The following is an 18,295-nucleotide window of genomic DNA, read 5'->3' on the forward strand; positions in this document are numbered from 1 at the left end:
CATTGAGAGATGGTGGGCACGGCGCGAGTGCGCCTTTGCCCACCCTACGGCACCGTGATTGCCGCTCAATCCCTTGCGATGATCTCGCGTTCTTCGCGATGAACCGGCAGCTCGCGCGCCATCGCGACGCGCCGGCGCATCAGGAATTTCGGGCGGCGGGCGCGGATTGCATTGGCGCGGCGGCGGCGGGCTGCGGGCTTGCGCGCACCTTCGTCGAGCTGCGGCAGCGCGAACAGCTCGCTCCAGATCGCCCAGGCCTCGATGAGCTCGTCGCCATCGGCCCCGACCAGCAGCGGCACGGACAACGAGGGATCGCGATGCACGAGCACGAGGGCTTGCGCCTCGTCGTTGCCGCGCAGCGCGACGCCGGTGAAGTCGCTGACGCGGACGTTGATCGCCATCTGCATGCCGCGGACGGCACGGCGCAGCACGACACGTTCGCGATGAAGCTCGATCTGCCTGACATATCCGTCGGCGCGCGGGTCATGCGCATCGAAGCGGACCGGAAGGGAAAGAGGGTCGAGCCGCAGTGAGCGGCTCGACCCGGCGGGGTGGGCCCCGCATGTTGCTGTTTGACGCCTCACGGCTTTCGTTCTCCCCGCCAGGATTATGTTCCCGGTCGATGCGAGGACCTTAGCGCGCGCTCTTCCGAAACCGCTTAAAAAGGCTGGTTAACCCACCGTCACTGCTCCTCATGATTGACAAGACCTTGGCGCGCATGATTGACGAGACGTTGCGCCGAAGTTGCGAATCTGAGCTTTGCGGGCTGAAAATGCTTGAAGTCCGCGCGATCAGGGCACATCTGTGGGTTCCGGCCCCGCACCCCCGCCCCAACAGGATTTCGTTCGTGAACGCTTCACCATCCGCAAGCTCGACCACAGCCAATCGCGACCTGTTCGATCAGTCCGCGCTCTCCGATCTCGCGCAGCGGCTGGTCGAGGCGGCCAGGCGCGCGGGCGCGGACGCGGCCGATGCGGTCGCGGTGCGCGGCGTCTCGCAAGGCGTCGAGGTGCGCGACGGACGCGTCGAGGAATCCGAGCGGTCGGAGGGCGACGATGTCGGCCTGCGGGTGCTGGTCGGCCAGCGCCAGGCGGTGGTCTCGACCAACGACGTCAGCGGCGATGCCGTGACCAAGCTTGCCGAACGCGCGGTCGCGATGGCGCGCGTGGCGCCGGACGACAAATATGTCGGCCTCGCCGATCCCGCGCTGCTCGCGCGCGATTTCCCCGATCTCGACCTGCTCGACCCCGGTGTGCCCGCAACCAGCGAGCTCGAACGCCGCGCGCTCGCGGCGGAAGCCGCGGCGCTCGCCGTCAAGGGAGTGACGAAATCCGGCGGCGCCTCGGCCTCCGCCGGCATCGGCGGCATGGTGCTCGTCACCTCGACCGGCTTCCACGGCTCCTACCTGCGCTCCAGCCAGGGCATCTCGGCCACCGCCATCGCCGGCGAGGGCACCGGCATGGAGCGCGACTACGACTTCACCTCGGCGCCGCATGCCGCCGATCTGCTGTCGCCGGAAGCCGTCGGCCGTTCCGCCGGCGAGCGCACCGTGGCGCGCTACAATCCGCGCAAGGTCGAAACCTGCAAGGTCCCCGTCGTGTTCGATCCGCGCGTTGCCGGCTCCCTGGTCGGTCATCTCGTCGGCGCCATCAACGGCGCCTCGATCGCGCGCAAGACCAGCTTCCTGAAGGACAAGCTCGGCCAGCAGCTGTTTGCCAACAACATCCGCATCGTCGACGATCCCCTGCGCAAGCGCGGCCTGCGCTCGCAGACCTTCGATGCCGAGGGCGTCGCGGTGAAGAGAACCGCGCTGGTCGACGAGGGCGTGCTGACGACCTGGCTGCTCGATTGCGCCACCGCGCGCGAGCTCGGTCTCGTCACCACCGGCCACGCCCATCGCGGCGTCTCCTCCTCGCCCTCGCCGGGGCCCTACAATCTGCATCTCGAGGCCGGCGCACTGAGCCCCGCCGAGCTGATCTCCGACATCAAGCAGGGTTTCTACGTCACCGATCTGATCGGCTCCGGCGTCAACGGCGTGACCGGCGATTACAGCCGCGGCGCCTCCGGCTTCTGGATCGAGAACGGCGAGATCACCTATCCCGTCAGCGAGGTGACGATCGCCGGCCATCTGTTCGATATCTTCAAGTCGATGCAGCCCGCGAACAATCTCGAGTTTCGCTACGGCATCAATGCGCCGACGGTGCGCATCGAGGGTTTGACGCTTGGCGGACGTTGACGCGAACGACACGATCCGGACGCGCGACGCGGCGCTGCTGCAAGAGACGGTGCGGGAAGCGGGCGCGCTGGCGCAGTCGATGTTCCGCACCGAGCTGAAGAAGTGGACCAAGGGCGCCTCCTCGCCGGTCTCGGAAGCCGACATCGCCGTCAACGATCTGCTCGAAAAGCGCTTGCGCGGCGCGACGCCGGATTATGGCTGGCTCTCGGAAGAGAGCGCCGACGATGCGGCCCGGCTGTCGCGGCGGCTGACCTGGATCGTCGATCCCATCGACGGTACGCGCAATTACCTGGGTGGCCATGACGATTGGTGCGTCAGCGTCGCGCTGGTCGAGGATGCCTCGCCCGTGCTGGCCGCGGTGTTCGCGCCGACGACCGGCGAGTTCTTCTTCGCCGCGCGCGGACGCGGCACGACGCTCAACGGCGTCCCGGTGCGGGCGACCTCCGGAGCCGAACTGGATTTCGCCCGCGTCGCCGGGCCGAAGCCGCTGGTCGAGCGCCTGAAGCCGTCCCTCGGCGACATCAAGCTGCATCCGCGAATCGGCTCGCTGGCGCTGCGCCTGTGCCGGGTCGCCCATGGCGCGCTGGATGCGGCTTTTGCGGGGGGCAACAGCCACGATTGGGACCTTGCGGCGGCCGATTTGATCGTGCAGGAAGCCGATGGTAGGATGAGCGACCTCTCCGGAGAACCCATCCTCTATAACCGCCGGGAAGTGGCGCACGGGGTGCTGGTGGCAGCGGGGCGCGATCGTCATGCGGGCATTGTCGCGCATTTTCGAAACCGCCCCTTGGCCTAGGCGCTTCGCGTCGTGCTTGTCGAACACTGTGCTTGTTGAACACTGCTTTGCCGGGCAGCCCGTTAGGAACAGAACTGATGCCAGATAGTGCCCCGCAACAACTGCTTCACCTCGTCATCGGCGGCGAGCTCGTCGATCTCGAGCACAACGTCTTCAAGAATCTCGACGACGTCGAGATCGTCGGCCTGTTTCCGAATTATGCGACCGCCCACGCCGCCTGGCGGGCCAAGGCGCAGAGCACGGTCGACAATGCGCAGATGCGCTATTTCATCGTCCATCTCCATCGGCTGCTCGACCCGAATCAAGAACCGGCACGTTGAAAAAACTGCTTCGCAATACGCTGCGAAGCAGCTGGTTTCAGCGTGCCGTCGGGGTTCTGGCGGCCGAATATCTGCGTCTGGTCTGGCGGACCAACAAGTTCACGTTCGATCCGCCCGACGTCTATGAACGCGTCGAGCCGCAGATCCCGGCCATCTTCGCGTTCTGGCACGGCCAGCATTTCCTCACCCCCTTCATCAAGAACAAGGACTCCTACCGGGCCAAGGTGCTGATCTCCCGTCACCGCGACGGCGAGTTCAACGCCATCGCGGTGGAGCGGCTCGGCATCGGCCTGATCCGCGGTTCCGGCGATCATGGCGGCGCCTTTCACCGCAAGGGCGGGGTCGGCGCCTTCAAGGAAATGGTGCGGACCCTTCAAGACGGTTGTAATGTCGCGCTGACTGCCGATGTCCCCAAGCGCGCGCGCGTGGCCGGGCTCGGCATTATCATGCTGGCACGGGAATCGGGGCGGCCGATCATGCCTTTCGCGATGGCGACCAGCCGCTTCATCCGGCTGAAGAACTGGGACCGCACCACCATCAATCTGCCGTTCGGGCGGGGCGCCTTGGTCGGCATCAAGGAGATCCACGTTCCCGCAGATGCCGACGCCGCCACGATGGAAGCGCTGCGGCTGGAGCTGGAAGAGACGTTGAACGAGGCGACCAGGCGCGCCTATGCGCAGCTCGGCCGCCCGGGGCCGCAAGATGGCTAAATCGCTGCCCATTGCACTGCCGATGACGCTGCGGATGTATCGGCGCCTGGCCGCGGGCCTGGTGCCGCTTGCGCCTGCGCTGATCAAGCGGCGGCTCAGGCAGGGCAAGGAGGACCCCGCGCGCGTCGGCGAGCGGCGCGGCCTGTCCCGCGACGTGCGGCCGCATGGCCCGCTGGTCTGGATCCACGGTGCCAGTGTCGGCGAGGTGCTGGCCGCGGCGGCGCTGATCGAGCGGTTGCGCGATCTCAATCTGCGAATCCTGCTCACCTCGGGCACCGTCACCTCGGCTGCCGTGGTCGCAAAGCGCTTTCCGCCCGACGTCATCCATCAATACGTGCCGTACGATTCCCCGCGCTACGTCGCGCGCTTCCTCGACCATTGGAAGCCGTCGCTGGCGCTGTTCATCGAATCCGATCTGTGGCCGAACCTGATCCTGGCCGGCGCGGCGCGCCGGGTGCCGATGGTGCTGATCAACGGGCGGATGTCGCCGCGCTCCTTCCCGCGTTGGCAGCGCATGCACGGCACCATCTCGGCGCTGCTGTCGCGGTTCGACATCTGCCTGGCGCAGTCGAAGATCGATGCCGAGCGCTTCTCCGCGCTGGGCGGCCGCGATGTCGTCACCACGGGCAATCTCAAGCTCGACGTGCCGGCGCCGCCGGCCGATCCCGCCAAGCTCGAACGGCTGATGGCGATGACGCGCGGCCGGCCGATCATCGTCGCGGCCTCGACCCATCCGGGCGAGGACGAGATGCTGGTCGCGGCGCATCGCAGCCTCGTCGGTGTCTTCCCGCAGCTCCTCACCGTGATCGTGCCGCGCCATCCCGATCGCGGCTCTTCGATCGCCGGCCTGATCACGGCCTCGGGCCTGACGCCGGCGTTGCGCTCGCGCGAGGAGCTGCCGACCGCGACCACCGACATCTATGTCGCCGACACCATGGGCGAGCTCGGCCTGTTCTACCGCCTCTCGCCAATCGTGTTCATGGGCGGCTCGCTGATCCGCCACGGCGGGCAGAATCCGATCGAGGCGATCAAGCTCGGCGCCGCCATCGTCCATGGTCCGCACGTCTTCAACTTCACCGAAGTGTTCGAGGCGCTCGATGCGAGCGGCGCGGCGCGGCAGGCCGACACGCAGGAAGCGCTGGTCAAGCAGCTCGGCCAGTTGCTGGCCGATCCCGCCCTGCGCGAGAAGATGCAGCGCGCAGGCTCCGGCGTGGTCGAGCAGCTCGGCGGCGCACTGGATCGCACCATGACGGCGCTCGAGCCCTATCTGCTGCAATTGCGGATCGAGATGGGGGCTGCCAATGCGTGAGCCGGCCTTCTGGTACCGGCCACGTTCTCTTCCGTCGTATGCGTTATGGCCGCTCGGAGCGCTCTACGGCGCGATCGCCGAACGGCGCATGCTGCTCCCGGGCACGGACGCCGGCATTCCCGTGATCTGCGTCGGCAATTACCATGTCGGCGGCGCCGGCAAGACCCCGACCGTGCTGGCGCTGACCAAGCTGCTGCGCGAGCTCGGCGAGACGCCGGTGGTGCTCAGCCGCGGCTATGGCGGGCGCCTGAAGGGCCCGGTGATGGTCGACCGCGCACGCCACACCGCAGCCGATGTCGGCGACGAGCCCTTGATGATGGCGCGCGACGTCCCGGTCGCGGTCGCGCGCGACCGCCTCGACGGCGTCGCGCTGGCGAAGTCGCAAGGCGCCACAATGATCCTGATGGACGACGGTTTTCAGAACCCGCGCCTTCTGAAAGACGCGTCGCTGATCGTGATCGACAGCGAGCGCGGCCTCGGCAACGGCCAGGTGTTTCCCGCCGGCCCCTTGCGCGCGCCGCTGCAGGCCCAGCTCGCGCGCACCGACGCGCTGGTGCTGATCGGCGACGGCCGCGCCGCCAACGATGTCGCCGCCGAGCTCGCCAAGCGCAACAAGCCCGAGCTGCGCGCGCACCTGAAACCGGATGCTTCATCCATTGCGCAGCTCTTTGGCAAACGTGTTCTCGCCTTTGCCGGCATCGGCGATCCCGAGCGCTTCTTCAGGACATTGCGGGCAAGTGGGATCGAGATTGTCGGCAGCCGTGCCTTTGCCGACCACTACCCATATTCCGAGCGCGACATCGAGGATTTGTGGGGCGACGCCAGGCGCAACGGGCTAACGCTGGTGACGACCGAGAAGGACCTTGCGCGAATCCATGGCGGCGAAGGGATGTTGTCCCATGTCGAAGGAATAGTGCCGTTCAAGGTAACGTTGGAGTTCGACGATCCCGCCGCGCTCCGGGAGTTGATCAGCGATCATCTCTACAAGGCGCGCGAGCGGCGGTACAGCGCGCGTTGATCTCGTGCACTAGGCAAGCGTCTCTGCCATAGCTCATCCAGCGACGTGTCGCGGGTGACGAATTCTCTTCCGCGCTCTTGGCAGTTGATGTAGCCTTTCATGAGAGCCGTCACCAGGACGTGCCGAACTCCCGGCAATCATAGACGGCGTTTATGCCCACGGCGGGCGCGATCTTGTTATTTCAGATGCGACGGCCGCAACGACCAGTTCGGAGCGGCAGGGAGAGTCATTGCCAAAAAACAGAGGAGAGCATGCCATGCATTTTTGCCTCACCGGACAATACACACCACGCGCTCTCAACGCCATCTTGGAAAATCCCACGACCAATCGCCAGGAGGCCGCCAGGAAGCTCATTGAAGCGGCCGGCGGAAAGCTGATTTCGATGTACAGCGTCGCGGCCGACGGCCCAGGCGTCCTGGTGATTTTTGATGTGCCTGATCCGGGCGCGGCTCCGGCCATTTCCGGACTGACCGTTACGGCAGGCACCCTGCAGAACGTGAAGCTGACCCGGTTGTTCACGCAGGACGAGATCAAGCAGGTCCGCCAGAACGCGGCGAAGCTGCGTTCTTCATATACTCCGCCCGGAGGCTGACATCCGGATCTCGAGCGAAGCCGCCGCAGGCGTTGCAGGCGGCGGCAACGCTCACATCACAGAAACAATCAATTCTGCAAGCCGATGCGAGGCGAAGGTCTGGCGTCCGTCGACGGACGATGCAATGCGGTGCGTGCTGCGTCCGGTGCCATGGGTCGGATTGAACGTGCCAGCAGCCCCGGTTCCCCGCGGCGGTCGTGCTTCAGCAGTCAGTTATGCTCACCACGCCCCAGCGGCCATCATTCCGACAATGGTCAGGCACGAGAGGCAGGCCACCATGACGGTATAGTATTCGGGTGTATTCATTGCAGGCTCCCAAACTGTTGCCAATTGCCTGGTCATTGCTACGCGGGAGAGGTTACCCGTCGTCGGGCCGCTTCAGTGCGGCGCGCGGTCATCGGGTTGGCGATGTGTGTCCGTCTTGTCATCGTCACCCTGATCTGCAGGATGATGATCCGCGTCCAGCGCCTGAGCGCGTTCAGTCGCGATCAGAAGCTGTTTCCGCATTTCAGCAAGACGGGCGCGACAATATTCACGATAGAGCAACTCGAATATGGCGGGCATGGTCACCCCCATCGTTTGGCTTGATATTCCACCGCGAATTTTCCTGGTGAACGTAGCCGTCCAGATGACTCTTCGATATGAGTCCGTTCACAGACTGCGCCAATTCCAAAGCTCAATGGTCGTTTGGTTGGCTTGATTGTCTGCGCGATAAAAGGAGCAGGGCCAGTTACCTAACATGTAACTATAGCAGCCCTCTGTTTCAGCAAGACTTCGTCGAACAACTTAAGGGCGCCGAATCGCAACGAAGAATCCAACCACAGCGCGAAATGACTAACCACTGAGTGCGCGCACTGTTCGATGCAACGCGGAGCGTGAGGCCGCGACGATCGTGGTGCAGGATGTGCTCGTGCCGTTGCCGCCACCGGAGCTGAGGTTGGCCTTTGCCAGGTAGATGGCGACGCCGAACGGGCATTCAGCCGGCATTCATGGCGAGGCTCCTATCGATAGAGCTGCATCCAGGAGAGGTCAGATGAAATTGCGGTCCGCGCTTCTTACCGCCAGCGTCATGTGTCTGCCGGTTCTGCCCGCCCTTGCCCAGACATCCGCACCGACCGCCACCGTGCCGGTTCCCGCCACCAAGCGCGTAACATGCCTTGCCACGACGGCGAGCCTGAAAGGGCAGGACAAGCGCGATCAGCTGCAGCTCTGCCTGGCGCAGGCGCGGCTCGATTGCCTGAAGCAGGCGATCGATCAGAAGATCGTCGGTGAGGCGCGGAAGAGTTTTATCAAGACCTGCGTGGGCAGCGATGCGCCCGAGCCGCAATAGCCGAACCATGCCAAGAGTTCGATCTTGTAGGGTGGGCAAAGCGAAGCGTGCCCACGTTCTTCGTCGCTATCGTGCAGAGATGGCGGGCACGGCGCGTTGCGCATTTGCCCACCTTGCGGGATCACGCCTGCGGTTTCGGCGCGCCGGGAAAATGCCGCTGCAAGACGGCGGCGGGCGTGGCGTAGGCCTCCTGCAGGTCCACGCTCCAGTACTTCAGCTCGTCGAGCGGGATCCGCGCGTCGGTGATCGCGCAGCGTACGTAGGTCCCCGGCGAGATCACGCGGAAATCGCCGTCGAGATATTGCACCTGCGCTTCGCCATGGCCCGAGGGGCCGAACTTGTTCAGCACGGTCGAAAGTCTCCGTGGAAGGCCGCTGCCAAGGAAACCCCTGGAGGGCACGATGTGTTGGCCAGGATGTAGCATAGATAGGGCGGCTTGTCCGCCCGTTAAACCCACCGGTTTGTGATGTTTTGCCGCCGCTCCCGCGTGATAGTGCCTTCCGCGAAGGATCGTTGGTTCCGGCACCTCCTACGGCAGAGTCCGATGCGCCTTCGATTGACCGCCCTGTTCATGACGCTGCTGATGTCGGCCGCGCGTGCCGCGCCGGCGCCGCAGCCGGTCGAGATTCCGCTGGCGTCAGGCGTCCTCCATGCGCAGCTCTACAAGCCCGAGGGTGCAGGCCCGTTTCCGACCGTGATCGCGCTGCATGGCTGTGGCGGGCTCGGTGGCCATTCCGATTCCGTCCTGCCGCTCTATCGCGACTGGGCCGAGCGCCTGCTCAAGGCTGGTAACGCCGTGCTGTGGCCCGACAGCTACGGCTCGCGCGAGCTCGGGCCGCAATGCCGCGTCAAGGAGATGCACGTCAAGACGCGCCGTGAGCGCGTCGCCGACATCGCGGCGGCGCGGGCCTGGCTGGCGAAGCAGAGTTGGGTGGCGCGCGACCGCGTCAGCCTGATGGGCTGGGCCAATGGCGCCAGCGCGCTGCTCTGGGCCGTGCGTCCGCAGAGTGGCGCGCGGGACCACGGCCCGGATTTCCGCGCCGCGATCGCGTTCTATCCCGACTGCCGGATTTCCGCCGGCCTCGGCTGGAGCACGCGGGTGCCCACCCTGGTGCTGATCGGCGCCGATGACGACGTCTCGTCTCCGCCGGCCTGCCGCCAGATGGTCGAAGGCGCGCATGGCCGCAGCGCGCTCGCGCGCATCGTGGTCTATCCCGGCGCCTATCACGATTTCGACCGCGCCGACACGCCGCCGCACGCAGCTGCCGGCAGCAACGATGCCACAGCGCCCGAGCGCGGCCATCTCGGCACGGATGCAGAGGCGCGCGCGGAATCGCAGCAAGATGTCGCGAAATGGCTGGCGCGGTGATGGTGGTACCGTAGCCCGGATGAGCGCAGCGATATCCGGGGAGGCTGGTCCCGCATATCGCTGCGCTCATGCGGGCTACACGTCCCACATCAAGCGGGGCCGACCGGGAAGCTACGGATCGCGCAAGGCGCCGATTTCAGCACGTGACGGCGCCTTAGTTCGACCACGATGTCGATTCAACGCAATTCCCATGCGCAGCCGCATCGTCCTCTTCTCCGCACTCGTCGTCTTCACCGTCGCGATCTTCCTGTACGAGGCCCATGCCGGCGCCCCACAGCACGCGCCGGACCATTGCGGCTTCTGGACCACGATCGATGCGGGATTGTCCTGCCGCTGAAGTCCACCAATCCACCTCCGTCACCCTGAGGTGGCCGCTTCTTCAGCGGCCCTCGAAGGGCGACGGCCCGGCTGCAGCTCGGGCGTACATCCTTCGAGGCTCCCGGCGCGGTGCCATGCACCGCGCCACTCGCACCTCAGGATGACGGGCTGGCATTCAGATCGACAGCAAAGGCGCGCCCAGCCTCAGAACAAGCTGCCCTGATCCACCGGTTTCGCCACGCGCTTCGGTGCGGGCTTTGCGTCCGCCGCCGCGGGCTTTGGCTGCGCCGGCGCGCGCTTGGCCGTCGGCGCCGGTCGATCCGCATCCGCGGTCGCGCCGACGCGGCCATCGGCGAACTCGATCTCGACGCGTGCGCCAGGACCAATCGCGTCGGCCGCATGCAGGGGATGGCCGGCCTCGTCCCGCACCAGCGCAAAGCCGCGCGCGAGCACGCTGCGATAGGACAAAGCCGACAGCAGCTTGCCGCTGTTCTCGACGCGGGCATCGAGCCGGTGCAGCAGCGTCGCGAGCGCGCGTTGCGCCCGCTCCGCCAGACGATGCGTGCGCTCGCGCTGGCGGGCAATCGCGTTGCGCTGCGCCTGCGCATTGGAGAGCTTTGAGGCGCGCAAGCGAATCTGGAGCCCGGCGAAGCGGTCGCGCCGCTGCCGCAGCAGCGAACGCGTGGACAGGCCGAGCCGTTCGCCGCACACGGTGAGCCGGTGGTCGGCCTGTGCGATCTGGCCGTGCAGCACCCGCAGCGTCAGTTTTGAGCTGGCCGCGGTGAACCTGCGGAAATGCGCGTGCGTGTTGGCCTTGAGGCAGCGGGGCAGGGAGGCGCCCGCCGAATCCAGCCGCTGCCTGGGAATGGCGAGCAGATCGCCGGCCGCCGGCAGCGCGCGCGCGGCGGCGCGCAGTTCGCTGCGGCGGCTTTCCTGGGCGCGTTGCCAATAGGCGCGGGTGCGACGGCCGAGATCGGCGACCTCGACGAACAATTCGCTGCGCACCGGCACCGCCATCTCGGCCGCCGCCGTCGGCGTCGGGGCGCGCTTGTCGGCGACGAAATCGATCAGCGTGATGTCGGTCTCGTGCCCGACCGCGGAGATCAGCGGGATCATGCTTTCGGCCGCCGCCCGCACCACGATCTCCTCGTTGAACGACCAGAGGTCCTCCAGCGAGCCGCCGCCGCGTGCGACGATGAGCACGTCCGGCCGCGGAATCCTGCCGCCCTCCGGCAGCGCGTTGAAGCCGCGGATCGCGGCCGCGACCTGGTCGGCCGAGCCTTCGCCCTGCACCTTGACCGGCCACACCAGCACGCGGCGGGGGAAGCGGTCCTCCAGCCGGTGCAGGATGTCGCGGATCACGGCGCCGGTCGGCGAGGTGACGACGCCGATCACCTCCGGCAGCCACGGCAGCAGCTGCTTGCGCGCCTCGTCGAACAGGCCCTCGGCGGCGAGCTTCTTCTTGCGCTCCTCCATCAGCGCCATCAGCGCGCCGATGCCGGCCGGCTCCAGCGCCTCGATCACGATCTGGTATTTCGAGGAGCCCGGATAGGTCGTGAGCTTGCCGGTGGCGATGACCTCGAGCCCCTCCTGGGGCTTGAAGCGCATCCGGCCGTGCACGCCCTTCCAGATCACCGCCTCGATCTTGGCGCTCTCGTCCTTGAGCGCGAAATAGCAATGGCCCGAGGAGTGGGCGCCGCGGAATCCCGAGATCTCGCCGCGGACCCGGACATGGCCGAAGGTATCCTCCACAGTCCGCTTCAAGGACTGGGAGAGCTCGGAGACGGTGAATTCGTACGCGTTGTTGAGTTGTTCCGCAGGCGGCATCGGCAAACGATTCGGCATTTGGGGTCGGACCCGACGTTAAGGATTTTCATGGCGCGGCGCCAATCCGGCGATTGATTCTAAGAGTACTCTGTAATATAGAGTTATCTATTGTTGATCGATTTGAGGGAGGCAAGCCATGGCGGTCCGTCTGGTGCGCGGCGTTCTGAACGGCCTGAAATGGGTCCTGTGTGCGGCCGGCGCGGTGGCGCTGACCTTGGCCGCAATGATCGCAACGCCACTGGAGCGGCCGCCTGAGATGCGCTCCGTCTCCGACTCCAGCAAGGGGATCGACTGGTCCACGCTGCCATCGCTCGAGCGCTTTCAGGCGCGTGACGGGACCTGGATCGGCTATCGCCATTACGCAGCCAACGGCCCGGCGACGGGCGGCGGGGCGATCTTCATTCACGGCTCCTCCGGCTCCAGCGGCACGGTCAACCATGCGCTGACCCATGCGATCGCCGCGCGCGGCGTGGAGACCTGGGCGCTCGACATCCGCGGCCATGGCGGCTCCGGCACCCGCGGCGACATCGGCTATGTCGGCCAGCTCGAGGACGACCTGATCGATTTCGTCGCCCATCTGCGCAAGGGCGCGCCGGACCTGCCGCTCACTTTGATCGGCCATTCCGCCGGCGCCGGCTTCTCGCTGCGCGTCGCCGCGACGCCGATCATGCAGGACATGTTCGTGCGCACCGTGCTGCTCGCGCCCTATCTCGGCTACGACGCGCCGACCAACCGGCCGGATTCCGGCGGCTGGGCCAAGGCCGACATTCCACGCTTCCTGGGCCTGACCGCGCTGCGCAAGCTCGGCATCGACTGCTGTTCGCAGCTCCCGGTGCTCGCTTTCGCGGTGCCCGCGACCTCGGCGAAGTACCTGACCTCGACCTATTCGGACCGCCTGATGCGCAACTTTGCCACGCGCGGCTATCGGCTCGATCTGCCGGCAACCACGCGTCCGATCACGATCTTCGGCGGCGGCGAGGACGAGATGATGATCTCGGACAAATATGCGGAAGTGGTGCAGACGCTCAAACCTTCGGTCGACGTCAAGATCATCGACGGCATCAATCACATGGGCATCGTCACCAATTCGAAGGCGATCTCGGTGATCGCCGAGGACGTGGCAAGGCGCGGGGTAGGGCAGTCGTGATGCGCCCCGTCGACGGCAAGGCAATCGCAGACAGGAGCGGTTTCCCCGCGGCCATCCTTCGAGACGCCCGCCTGCGGCGGGCCCTCAGGATGAGGGGCGGAGTCCGCGGCAGCCGCTTCAACGGGTCCTGGTGCAGCTGAGCCTCATCCTGAGGAGACCGCTGGAAGCGGTCGTCTCGAAGCCTCATCCTGAGGAGACCGCGTAGCGGTCGTCTCGAAGGACGAGGCGCTCAGGTGTCACCGAGCGTCATACGAGATAGCCCAGGGACAGAAAGGGACGACATGATCGACAGCAAGGAGGCATCCGCAGCGCTGGCCGATATCGACGACATCGTCCAGCGCGTGAAGCAATCGCAGCTCTATGAGCTCGCGAGCCTCGCTGCGGTGTGGTGGGGTGTGCTGGTGTTCGCAGCCAATCTCGTGACCTGGCTCTGGCCGATCTACGCGGTCTACGCCTGGGTTGCGGTGGACGTTCTCGGCGTCGGCGGTCTGATTGCCCTTCGCGTGTTCAATCCGAAAAACCACCCCTTTGGGGCTGGCGTTGGCATCAGGCTGTTCCTGATATTCGCCCTGTTCTTCGCGTTCGGCTATCTCGTGACCAACGTTGTCGGTCATTTCGGTCCACGCCAGCTGGGAACGTTCTGGCCGATCTATTTCATGCTGTTCTACACACTCGCCGGGCTCTGGTTCGGCTACGCCTTCGTTGCGATCGGTCTTTGCATCACGGCGCTGACGCTGTTCGGCTTCTTCTACATCGGCGAGGCATTCCCGCTGTGGATGGCCTTCGTCAACGGCGGCGGCCTGATCCTCGGCGGGCTCTGGATGCGGCGGATCTAGCGCATGGCCGAGCTCGACGACATCATCCACCAGCCGCTGCGGCTGAAGATCATGGCCGCGCTGAACGCGCTGCCCGTATCGGCCGGTCTCGAATTCGCCCGCCTGAAGAAGCTCACCGGCGCCACCGACGGCAATCTGGGCGCGCATATCGAGACCCTGGCCAAGGCGGGGTACGTGTCCGTGGAGAAGGCCTTCGTCGGCAAGAAGCCGCAGACCACGGTCACCGCCACCGCCGCCGGCCGCGGCGCATTCGCGCGGCATGTGGCAACGTTGCAGGAGATCATTGCGGGGAGGCAGGTGTAGCGGCCGCCGTCATTCCGGGGCGCGCCCCCTTGGGCGCGAACCCGGAATCCATCCCACCTCCGACGCTGCGGCCCAATGGATTCCGGGTTCGCGCTGCGCGCGCCCCGGAATGACAGTTCGTAGGACGGGTTGAGCCCTTGCGAAACCCATCGCTTCTCTATCACCGTTCACCGTAACCGCGGCAGTCATCCGACTGATCGCCGGCCCAATCGGCCGGGTAATTGCCAAGCTCCACGTGGCGATGAAACGAGGAGGGAGCCCAGTCACGTACTCGGTTGACGAGCCCGTGCTTGACCGGATTGATATGAACGTAGTCTACATGCCGCGCGAAATCGCCTTCGTCGCGAATGGTATGCTCCCAATATCTGCGCTGCCAGATGCCCCGTTCACCTTTGGCCGAGCGGCTTTGGGATATCCTTTCGTTGCGCGCCAGACCGCGCGAAAAGGTGGATTTGATCAACTGCCAGCGCATTGCAAAATCGGCATCACCTTCTGGTAATGTCCACACCGAGTGAAGGTGGTCAGGCAGCACCACGATGGCATCGATGGTAAATGGATGGCGCCGGTGCGTTTCGCGAAACGCCCCGCGCAACACCTCGATATGATCTGTCAGCAACGCCAGCCTCCGCTCCGCCAGATTGACGGTGAAGAAGAAGCACCCACCCGGAACGAAGTTGCGGCGGTACGCGGTCATTACGCGATCTTATCACGAAACAAGTGCGATGGGTTTCGCAAGGGCTCAACCCATCCTACGGGCTGCGCGCATCGATGTCAGCCTTGCCTGTTCGGCTGGTATGTGCCGCGGCTCGACTAAGAGCCTCGACGGGACCGGGAACAATGTCCATGTGATCTGATTGGAACGTTGGTACGTCCAATCCGGGATCAACCAGCGAGCTTCCTGGGAGGCGTCTTTATCAGGGAGGAGCCACCAATGGATGACGAACGAAAATCATCAAAGGCGGGGGAACAGGCCGCTGAAGGCTTGCGTGAAGCGACGTCCAAGGAAGAAGCGAAGAACGAGAGCAAGATGGGGCACGATCTGGCCAAGGGGTCTGATCGTTTCGAAGAGCGCTCGAAAAGCTCCGATGGAAAGAGCGCAGAAGAGAAACAAAAAGGGTGAAAGCAGACCCGTTTCTGCGGGCTCGGTGCAACCTCTCCCGCGTGCGGGAGAGGTCGCGCAAGGCGCGGGTGAGGGCTTTCTCCTCTGGGGGAGTATCCCATTGCGGAAATACCCTCTCCCCAGCCCTCTCCCGCAAGCGGGAGAGGGAGTGCACTTATGTTGCAGCGATCAAACCTGATCTCATCACGCTTTAGGAAACGCCGCCGAGAAAGCGTTCGTCGGCAAGAAGCCGCAGACCACGGTCACCGCCACCGCCGCTGGCCGCGGGGCGTTTGCGCGGCACGTCGCGATTGCAGGAGATTATCGCGGGGAAGCAGGTTTGATCGCCTGCGGTGCCGATTGCTGTGCCCTCGCCCCTTGCGGGAGAGGGCATCTCCGCTGGTAGACACAAGCTCACTCGGGTGAGGGGTTCTCTCGGCGAGTCCTATTTCCAATTGGAATCTGCGGATGCAACCCCTCATCCGGCGCTTCGCGCCACCTTCTCCCGCAAGGGGAGAAGGGGCAGCAGAGCAAGTCGCCGGAATGACGGGGAGTCCTGGCCGTTTCCCCTTGAGCCCCCCGCCGATTCGTGCGACCTCCGCCCTCAGCAAAACCCCTCATTTCTGAGCCCTCGATGCATATTCTCCTGCTCGGTTCCGGCGGCCGCGAACATGCCCTGGCGTGGAAGATCGCAGCCTCCCCCCTGGTGACCAAATTCTGGTGCGCGCCCGGCAATGCCGGCATCGCGAAGGAGGCCGAATGCGTGGCGCTCGATGTCGCCGACCATGCCGCGGTGATCGACTTCTGCAAGCAGAACAAGGTCGAACTCGTGGTGGTCGGGCCGGAGACGCCGCTGGCGGCCGGCATCGTCGATGATCTCACCGCCGCCGGCATCAAGGCGTTCGGGCCGAGCAAGGCGGCCGCGCAGCTCGAAAGCTCCAAGGGGTTCACCAAGGCGCTCTGCACCGAATTCGGCATTCCGACCGGCGCCTACAAGCGCTTCACCAATGCCAACGATGCGCGCGACTACGTGGGCAGCCAGGGCGCGCCGATCGTGGTGAAGGCCGACGGGCTTGCCGCCGGCAAGGGCGTCGTCGTTGCCAAGACCGTGCGCGAGGCCGAGGACGCCATCGCCATGATGTTCGAGGGCGCCTTCGGCGAGGCCGGCGCCGAGGTCGTGATCGAGGAATTTTTGCCCGGCCGCGAGATCAGCTTCTTCGCGCTGTGCGACGGCGAGACCGCGATCCCGCTGGCCTCCGCGCAGGACCACAAGCGCGTGTTCGACCACGACGTCGGCCCGAACACCGGCGGCATGGGCGCCTATTCGCCGACGCCGCTGGTGACGCCTCAGGTCCACGACGCGATCATGGCCAAGATCATCCTGCCGACGGTATCAGGCATGAAGCAGCGCGGCACGCCGTTCCGCGGCGTGCTCTATGCCGGCATCATGCTGACGACGCAGGGCCCGAAACTGTTCGAGTTCAACGTCCGCTTCGGCGATCCCGAGTGCCAGGTGCTGATGCTGCGCATGATGTCGGATATCGTGCCGGCGCTGCTGGCCGCCTGCGACGGGCAGCTGAAGCATTTCGATCTGCGCTGGCACAAGGAATCCGCGCTCACCGTGGTGATGGCGGCGAAGGGCTATCCCGGCGACTACCAGAAGGGCACGCGCATCGAGGGGCTCGACGACGCCGCCAAGGTGGACAATGTCGAGATCTTCCACGCCGGCACGGTGGCGAAGGACGGTGCGATCCTCGCCAATGGCGGCCGCGTGCTCAATGTCTGCGCGTTGGGGGCGACCGTGACGGAAGCGCAGGCCCGGGCCTACCAGGCCGTCGATCGCATCCGCTGGCCGGAAGGCTTCTGCCGCCGCGACATCGGCTGGCAGGCGGTGGAGGCGGAGAAGGCCAAGATCTGACACAGCTTCGGGCTGACACAGCTTCGGGCTGACACGGCTTCGGCCGAGCGTCCGGATGGGCCGGAAAGGTACGCCGGGCCGGGACTCCCGCGGTTTTGGTCACCGCGCCGCCACATCCGCACTCCAGAAATGTGCAATCAGCTGTTGGGGTTAGTGACCCCGCAGATCATACCGCTACTGTGCATGGGGTTGTTTTCGACATTTTTTGGTCGGGCGGCCCCACGACTGACCAGATAAGGATGCAACAAGATGTCCGATCTCGCCGACCTCTATCCGGATTTTGCCGCCGAATGGATCAATACCTCGTTCGGCCGCGTCTTCGCCCGCGTCGGCGGCAGCGGGCCGCCGCTGTTGCTCCTGCACGGCTTCTCCGAGACCCACGTGATGTGGCATCAGGTGGCGCCTGAGCTGGCCGAGCACTTCACGTTGATCATCGCCGATCTGCCGGGCTACGGCTGGTCCGACATGCCCGAGAGCGATGCGCTGCACATCCCCTACAGCAAGCGCGCGATGGCGAAGGCCATGGTCGAGATGATGGAGCGGCTCGGCCACGTGCACTTCGCGCTCGCCGGCCACGACCGCGGCGGCCGCGTCTCCTACCGCCTCGCGCTCGACCATCCCGGCCGGCTGTCGAAGCTCGCGGTGCTCGATATCCTGCCGACCTATAATTACTGGGAGCGGATCAACCGCGCCTACGCGCTGAAGATCTATCACTGGACCTTCCTGGCGCAGCCCTATCCGCTGCCGGAGACGCTGATTTCGAGCAACGGCGAGTTCTTCCTGCGCTTCAAGATGGCGAGCCAGACCAAGTCGAGGACGCTCGATGCGATCGATGAGCGGGCGCTCGAACATTACCTCGCCCCGTTCCGCGATCCCGCCCGCGTGCATGCGATGTGCGAGGACTACCGCGCCGGCGCCTATTTCGACTACGACCTCGACAAGGCGGATTTCGAGGCCGGCAAGAAGATCACCATTCCCATGCTGGCGCTGTGGGGCAATGCCGGCGTGGCGCAAGCCGCGGCGACGCCGCTCGATACCTGGCGGCAATGGGCGACGAACGTGGAGGGCATGCCGGTGGATTCCGGCCACTTCCTCACCGAGGAGAATCCCGAGGTCACCGCGAGCGCGCTGCGGGAGTTTTTCGCGGCCGGTTGAGCTGTGACGCTG

21 protein-coding genes and 1 pseudogene are annotated in these 18,295 nt (G+C 65.6%); 17 read left to right on the top strand and 5 right to left on the bottom strand.

Annotated features, from left to right (window positions below; genetic code table 11):
- Nucleotides 1-65: 65 nt before the first annotated feature.
- A complete protein-coding gene (locus E4K64_RS18445; RefSeq protein WP_135164801.1) occupies nt 66-584 on the bottom strand; it encodes a DUF6101 family protein in 519 nt (172 codons plus the stop codon).
- 263 nt (nt 585-847) lie between these two features.
- On the opposite strand from E4K64_RS18445, the gene E4K64_RS18450 reads away from it, so the two are divergent.
- From E4K64_RS18450 to E4K64_RS18480, 7 genes are all read left to right on the top strand, one after another.
- The gene (locus tag E4K64_RS18450) at nt 848-2,236 is read left to right on the top strand and encodes a TldD/PmbA family protein (protein WP_167772108.1); all 1,389 of its coding nucleotides are present in this window, start codon (nt 848-850) and stop codon (nt 2,234-2,236) included.
- Nucleotides 2,223-3,032 (top strand): 3'(2'),5'-bisphosphate nucleotidase CysQ, encoded by an 810-nt coding sequence (locus E4K64_RS18455; protein ID WP_135164803.1) that lies wholly within the window; start codon nt 2,223-2,225, stop codon nt 3,030-3,032. The genes E4K64_RS18450 and E4K64_RS18455 overlap by 14 nt, the downstream gene beginning before the upstream one ends.
- 77 nt (nt 3,033-3,109) lie before the next feature.
- A complete protein-coding gene (locus tag E4K64_RS18460; RefSeq protein ID WP_126261926.1) occupies nt 3,110-3,352 on the top strand; it encodes a DUF4170 domain-containing protein in 243 nt (80 codons plus the stop codon).
- Entirely contained in the window at nt 3,349-4,062 is a 714-nt protein-coding gene (locus tag E4K64_RS18465) for a lysophospholipid acyltransferase family protein (RefSeq protein WP_126261925.1), read from the top strand. The genes E4K64_RS18460 and E4K64_RS18465 overlap by 4 nt, the downstream gene beginning before the upstream one ends.
- Complete coding sequence (locus E4K64_RS18470; RefSeq protein ID WP_135164804.1) at nt 4,025-5,371, top strand: 3-deoxy-D-manno-octulosonic acid transferase; 1,347 nt, start codon at nt 4,025-4,027, stop codon at nt 5,369-5,371. Before E4K64_RS18465 ends, E4K64_RS18470 begins: the two co-directional genes overlap by 38 nt.
- The gene (gene lpxK, locus E4K64_RS18475; protein WP_135164805.1) at nt 5,364-6,389 is read left to right on the top strand and encodes a tetraacyldisaccharide 4'-kinase; all 1,026 of its coding nucleotides are present in this window, start codon (nt 5,364-5,366) and stop codon (nt 6,387-6,389) included. Before E4K64_RS18470 ends, lpxK begins: the two co-directional genes overlap by 8 nt.
- 256 nt (nt 6,390-6,645) lie before the next feature.
- Nucleotides 6,646-6,981, top strand: coding sequence for a GYD domain-containing protein (locus tag E4K64_RS18480; RefSeq protein ID WP_135164806.1), 336 nt, complete (start codon nt 6,646-6,648; stop codon nt 6,979-6,981).
- Nucleotides 6,982-7,359: 378 nt separating this feature from the next.
- On the opposite strand, the gene E4K64_RS18485 is transcribed toward E4K64_RS18480, so the two are convergent.
- Nucleotides 7,360-7,545 (bottom strand): hypothetical protein, encoded by a 186-nt coding sequence (locus tag E4K64_RS18485; RefSeq protein ID WP_235884703.1) that lies wholly within the window; start codon nt 7,543-7,545, stop codon nt 7,360-7,362.
- Between the two features lie 469 nt (nt 7,546-8,014).
- On the opposite strand from E4K64_RS18485, the gene E4K64_RS18490 reads away from it, so the two are divergent.
- Nucleotides 8,015-8,311, top strand: coding sequence for a hypothetical protein (locus E4K64_RS18490; RefSeq protein WP_135164808.1), 297 nt, complete (start codon nt 8,015-8,017; stop codon nt 8,309-8,311).
- A gap of 121 nt (nt 8,312-8,432) precedes the next feature.
- Here E4K64_RS18490 and E4K64_RS18495 read toward each other — a convergent pair whose 3' ends face one another.
- Nucleotides 8,433-8,660 carry a DUF2093 domain-containing protein gene (locus tag E4K64_RS18495; protein WP_135164809.1) on the bottom strand — a complete coding sequence of 76 codons (228 nt, stop codon included), beginning with the start codon at nt 8,658-8,660 and terminating at the stop codon, nt 8,433-8,435.
- 195 nt (nt 8,661-8,855) lie between these two features.
- On the opposite strand from E4K64_RS18495, the gene E4K64_RS18500 reads away from it, so the two are divergent.
- On the top strand, nt 8,856-9,680 hold the full coding sequence (locus tag E4K64_RS18500; protein ID WP_167772110.1) for a dienelactone hydrolase family protein: 825 nt from the start codon (nt 8,856-8,858) through the stop codon (nt 9,678-9,680).
- 190 nt (nt 9,681-9,870) lie between these two features.
- On the top strand, nt 9,871-10,017 hold the full coding sequence (locus E4K64_RS18505; RefSeq protein WP_135164811.1) for a hypothetical protein: 147 nt from the start codon (nt 9,871-9,873) through the stop codon (nt 10,015-10,017).
- Nucleotides 10,018-10,202: 185 nt separating this feature from the next.
- On the opposite strand, the gene xseA is transcribed toward E4K64_RS18505, so the two are convergent.
- Nucleotides 10,203-11,825, bottom strand: a complete 1,623-nt coding sequence (gene xseA / locus E4K64_RS18515) for an exodeoxyribonuclease VII large subunit (RefSeq protein ID WP_167772133.1) — start codon at nt 11,823-11,825, stop codon at nt 10,203-10,205.
- A 136-nt stretch (nt 11,826-11,961) separates the two neighbouring features.
- Between xseA and E4K64_RS18520 the strand changes: the two genes are divergently transcribed.
- The 3 genes from E4K64_RS18520 (at nt 11,962) to E4K64_RS18530 (ending at nt 14,111) form a co-directional block, all read left to right on the top strand.
- Nucleotides 11,962-12,972 (top strand): alpha/beta hydrolase, encoded by a 1,011-nt coding sequence (locus E4K64_RS18520; RefSeq protein ID WP_167772111.1) that lies wholly within the window; start codon nt 11,962-11,964, stop codon nt 12,970-12,972.
- A 281-nt stretch (nt 12,973-13,253) separates the two neighbouring features.
- Nucleotides 13,254-13,808, top strand: coding sequence for a hypothetical protein (locus E4K64_RS18525; protein ID WP_167772112.1), 555 nt, complete (start codon nt 13,254-13,256; stop codon nt 13,806-13,808).
- A 3-nt stretch (nt 13,809-13,811) separates the two neighbouring features.
- Nucleotides 13,812-14,111, top strand: coding sequence for a winged helix-turn-helix domain-containing protein (locus E4K64_RS18530; RefSeq protein WP_135164814.1), 300 nt, complete (start codon nt 13,812-13,814; stop codon nt 14,109-14,111).
- A 160-nt stretch (nt 14,112-14,271) separates the two neighbouring features.
- On the opposite strand, the gene E4K64_RS18535 is transcribed toward E4K64_RS18530, so the two are convergent.
- Nucleotides 14,272-14,805 carry an REP-associated tyrosine transposase gene (locus E4K64_RS18535; RefSeq protein ID WP_135164815.1) on the bottom strand — a complete coding sequence of 178 codons (534 nt, stop codon included), beginning with the start codon at nt 14,803-14,805 and terminating at the stop codon, nt 14,272-14,274.
- Between the two features lie 237 nt (nt 14,806-15,042).
- Between E4K64_RS18535 and E4K64_RS18540 the strand changes: the two genes are divergently transcribed.
- From E4K64_RS18540 to E4K64_RS18555, 4 genes and pseudogenes are all read left to right on the top strand, one after another.
- Nucleotides 15,043-15,231 (top strand): hypothetical protein, encoded by a 189-nt coding sequence (locus tag E4K64_RS18540; RefSeq protein WP_126259031.1) that lies wholly within the window; start codon nt 15,043-15,045, stop codon nt 15,229-15,231.
- Between the two features lie 199 nt (nt 15,232-15,430).
- Nucleotides 15,431-15,554 (top strand): annotated as a pseudogene (locus tag E4K64_RS18545) (transcriptional regulator); the annotation flags it as partial.
- A gap of 290 nt (nt 15,555-15,844) precedes the next feature.
- Nucleotides 15,845-17,128, top strand: a complete 1,284-nt coding sequence (purD, locus tag E4K64_RS18550) for a phosphoribosylamine--glycine ligase (protein ID WP_135164816.1) — start codon at nt 15,845-15,847, stop codon at nt 17,126-17,128.
- Between the two features lie 249 nt (nt 17,129-17,377).
- A complete protein-coding gene (locus E4K64_RS18555) occupies nt 17,378-18,283 on the top strand; it encodes an alpha/beta fold hydrolase (RefSeq protein ID WP_135164817.1) in 906 nt (301 codons plus the stop codon).
- Nucleotides 18,284-18,295: the final 12 nt, after the last annotated feature.

The sequence above is a fragment of the Bradyrhizobium frederickii genome, assembly GCF_004570865.1.
Lineage (GTDB): Bacteria > Pseudomonadota > Alphaproteobacteria > Rhizobiales > Xanthobacteraceae > Bradyrhizobium > Bradyrhizobium frederickii.